Here is a 4,105-nt window from a genome sequence, read left to right on the forward strand (position 1 = left end):
GCCTACGAGCCGACCACAAAACCAGCCATCAATCACCGCAAAACACGGCCGCTTGACATAGGAGCAACACGCTCGCGGCGGGGCCTGTCACACTTCCTCCGACTGCCTCGTCTAACGGGTATGACACAGAAAACCCGTATCGAACCGCTGCCCCCGAAGAAGGCACCGCTGTGGGTGCGCGCCGCCTACCGCTACGCCAAGCGGCGGTTCGGCGAAGTGCCCGAGCCGTTCACGATCGTGGCCCATCACCCGCGACTGCTCGCCGCCAACGCGGTCCACGAGTCTCTGCTGGAACGCGGCTCGAAAGCCCTACCGGCGAGCGTGCGTGAGCTGGCGGTGTTTTGGACCGCCCGCACCATCGGCTGCTCCTGGTGCGTCGACTTCGGGTCCATGCTGCAGCGCCTCGACGGCCTCGACGTCGAACGGCTGAAAGACATCGATAACTACGCGACGTCGCCGCGCTACACCGACGACGAGCGCGCAGCGATCGCCTACGCCGACGCGATCACCACCGACCCGCACTCCGTCACCGACGAGCAGGTCGCCGATCTGCGGGCCCGCTTCGGCGACGCCGGCGTGGTCGAGCTGACCTATCAGATCGGCGTGGAGAACATGCGGGCCCGGATGTATTCGGCACTCGGCATCACCGAGCAGGGTTTCAACTCCGGTGACGCCTGCCGCGTGCCGTGGGCTGGCGAGACAAGTCAGAGCCAGGGCTGACGGCGGTACAGTGGCGCAATGCGCGTGTGGGAGCTCGGGCCGGGTCGGCTCATGGTTGCTGGCGCGTTCTCGGATCTGGCGGTCCACCATCATCCGGCGGTTCAGGTCACGGTCGGTGGACGGGGTGGCTTAACGGTTGCTCCCGACGGCGACGGGCACGACACGTGCCGGCTGGTCGTGGTAGCGAGCGGTGCACCCCATGCCGTGCGGTCAGATTCGGAATCAAGGGCATTGACGCTGTATTTCGGGCTGCAAACCCCGCAGGGCGTTGCGCTGAACACGATGGCGCATCATGGTGTCTGGATTGCCGATGATGGGGCGAACCTAGCGGAGACGACGGCGGCGTTGCTAGACACCGCTGGTCCGGATGTCGCCGCGGATTTTCTCGTCGATCAGCTTTGCGGAACGCAGGAGCCACGACCCGTTCACCCGCAACTACGGCAAGCGATTGAGGTCGTTTCAAGTCGCGTGCCCGAACACGTCGATGTGGCTTCGGTCGCGAGTGCCGTAGCACTGTCGCGCGATTATCTCGGGCGGCTGTGCAAGCAGCAGACCGGCGTCTCGTTCTCGGCCGCGATCCGCTGGGAGCGTCTGGTGACCGCAGTCGGCCACCTGATCGACGGTCGCTCCGTCACCGACGCCGCCCATCTGGCCGGATTCGCCGACGGCTCGCACGCCAACAAGGTGTGCTGGGAGATGACCGGGGCTGCGCCGCGCGACTTCGCGCAAGCGGTGCGAGAAACCTGACGGATCCGTACAAGCGTCTCCGTCGCGGTTGGCTCACGCTGATTGGCATGACAGCACCGTTAGGCATCCGCGCAAAGGCCACCGCGTTCCGCGCGTTATTCGCGTTGCCCAACCCGGTCCGTCGGCTATTGGCCGGCCCGCCGGTGCGGATCGACGGACAGACGCAGGCACTCGACGCACAGCTGATGATCAGGCTCAAAAACCTTTCCGGCTCAGACGTTTTCACCGATCCGATTGACAAGGCCCGTCGGCGATACGACGGCCTTCCGCAACTCATCGGGTACGAATCGCCGGTGCCTGTCGCGCTGCGGGAGGTCATCATCTCTGCCGCGCACGGCCACCTCCCGGCCACTTTGTACACCCCTGCGGAAGTACCCGAGCCGTCAGAACTGCTGGTGTACTACCACGGCGGCGGCTTCTCGGTCGGCTCACGCATAAGCCACGACCCCGTCGCCCGTTACTTCGCAAGCCAGGCCGGCGTGCGAGTGCTGTCGGTCGAGTACCGACGCGCGCCCGAGCACCGATTCCCCGCTGCCGTCGACGACGCCGTCACCGCCTTCGAATACACGTGCCAACACGCCGCCGATCTGGGTGCAGATCCCGGCCGCATCGCTATCGGCGGGGACAGCGCTGGCGGCAATCTCGCCGCAGTGACCACACAGCAGATGGTGCGACGAGGCGGTCCGGTCCCGGCGTTTCAGCTGCTAATGTACCCGCCAACAGACCTGGGCACACACCGGCCTTCGCGTGACCTCTTCAACCAGAGTTCCACCTTCACCGACCAGAATCTGCGGTGGGCACTGGCCAACTATGTACCGCCGGGTACCGATCTGAGCGATCCGCGACTGTCACCACTGCATGGCGATGTCAACGGCTTGCCGCCGGCCTATATCGCCAGTGCCGGTTTCGATCCGCTGCGTGACGAGGGCGAGGCATACGCGGACAAATTGCGAGCCGCCGGAGTGTCGGTAGAACTGAGCCGCCAGGCCGACTTGCCGCACGCCTACCTCAACTTCGTGAGTATCGGAGGCCGGTTTGCGGAAGCCGCCGCCGAGGCGGCCGGAGCACTTAAACGCGGCCTCGCGGTCGCTACCGAGACCGCAGCGGAGATCCGGTGAACTTGTCGGGATTGACGATATCCCAGATGGCGCAAACCTTTCCGTCACGCACGGTCATCGCGGTGACCCGCGGCATCATCGCCTGATAGCCGTCGTCGCCCGACGATCCCGGCGTGTAGGCGCCCAGCTCGCCGTTGACGAGCGCGAGCTGGTTCGCGGTGACGAACGATGGTCCGTAACGTTTTGCAAGCCCAAACATGAAGCGCGCCACCTTGTCCGCGCCATGGATGACCCGGGCCGCCGTCGGCGCCCTGCGGTTGGAATCGCCGGTGAAAGTCACGTCGGGATGCAGCAGCGCGACCGTGGCGGCCATGTCACCGGAGGCAAGGGCCGCCATCAGCTTGCTCACCACCTCGTTGTGCGCTGAATCCGGGGCCGGCGGCGGCGAGTCGCCAACCGCCCGCCGCGCCCGCGACGCCAGCTGCCGGGCGGCGGCGGCGCTGGTGCCCAACACGTCGGCGACTTCGGTGAACGGTACTGCGAAGCCGTCGTGCAGCACGAATGCCACCCGTTGATCCGGGCTGAGCCGCTCGAGCACGACCATTGCGACGAACCGCGCCTCCTCGCCGGCAACCACCGCCGCCAGTGGGTCGGCGCCGTCGAAACCGGTCACCACTGGTTCGGGCAGCCACTCCCCGACATAGGTCTCACGCCGATGCCGCGCCGACCGCAGCCGGTCCAACGCAAGGCGACTGACGACCGTCGTCAACCACGCCCGCAAGTCCACAATGTGATCGTCGGTGCCGTCCCAGCGCAGCCAGGCTTCCTGCACGATGTCCTCGGCGTCGGCGAACGTCCCGGTCAGCCGGTAGGCGACGGCCAGCAGCTGGGGCCGCAACGATTCGAACTCGTCAGCTCGCTGGGCAACCGTCATTGCTTCAGCGTAGAACGCCGGTTCGCTCAGCCGAAAGTGTTCGAGTTGAAGCGTTCTCGCGTCATGTTCACAGGGCTGAAAGAAAATCTTCACGGTATCCGCTCAGGTTTAACCACTAGATTTCATGTTAGCCCCGTCGATAGCAAAGGCATTGTGCGCGCACGTGTTTCGGGCTGTACGCCTGCAGTCGTATTCACGAAAGGGGTGATCGATGCGTTGGACAAAGCGTTTGAGCAGCTGTGGCAGGATCTAGAAGCTAGCGGCCGTGGGCGCGTTGATTGTGGTACCCACAGTGAGTTTCGCAAGCCCCGGCCAATGCGGAACCCATCGACCAACCCAGTTGTGTGCCAGACCCCGCGAATCCTGTCTGTGCCGCCAGCTCTAACTATCCGCCACCGCCTCGACAACCCACCAGCCCCAACGACCCCACATACGCGTCGATGCCTTGGAATGCAGCGTGTGCGGGTGGTCCCTTCGCCCTCGGCTCTCCCGCCGGCGTCCCCACTGGGCCTGCAGATCCGGCGTGCATAGCGAACCCGACGGGTGTTTGCGCGGGTGGCCCCTACGACCACAACCTGCCGCCAGCATCACCCCCGGCAGTCGCGCCGCTCGGAGGTCCCCAACCCCCAGCAGCCCCACCCATCCG

3 protein-coding genes and 1 pseudogene are annotated in these 4,105 nt (G+C 65.6%); 3 read left to right on the forward strand and 1 reads right to left on the reverse strand.

The features are described from left to right. Positions 1-87: 87 nt before the first annotated feature. From AWC14_RS08240 to AWC14_RS08250, 3 genes and pseudogenes are all read left to right on the forward strand, one after another. A pseudogene (locus AWC14_RS08240) lies at positions 88-720 on the forward strand (carboxymuconolactone decarboxylase family protein); the annotation flags it as partial. An 18-nt stretch (positions 721-738) separates the two neighbouring features. Then, positions 739-1,467, forward strand: coding sequence for a helix-turn-helix domain-containing protein (locus tag AWC14_RS08245; protein ID WP_045375770.1), 729 nt, complete (start codon positions 739-741; stop codon positions 1,465-1,467). 47 nt (positions 1,468-1,514) lie between these two features. Next, positions 1,515-2,585 (forward strand): alpha/beta hydrolase, encoded by a 1,071-nt coding sequence (locus AWC14_RS08250; protein WP_045375768.1) that lies wholly within the window; start codon positions 1,515-1,517, stop codon positions 2,583-2,585. Here the strand turns inward: AWC14_RS08250 and AWC14_RS08255 are convergent. Then, the gene (locus tag AWC14_RS08255) at positions 2,557-3,459 is read right to left on the reverse strand and encodes a sigma-70 family RNA polymerase sigma factor (protein ID WP_045375775.1); all 903 of its coding nucleotides are present in this window, start codon (positions 3,457-3,459) and stop codon (positions 2,557-2,559) included. The genes AWC14_RS08250 and AWC14_RS08255 overlap by 29 nt on opposite strands. Positions 3,460-4,105 lie beyond the last annotated feature (646 nt).

The organism is Mycobacterium kyorinense (genome assembly GCF_002101735.1).
GTDB lineage: Bacteria > Actinomycetota > Actinomycetes > Mycobacteriales > Mycobacteriaceae > Mycobacterium > Mycobacterium kyorinense.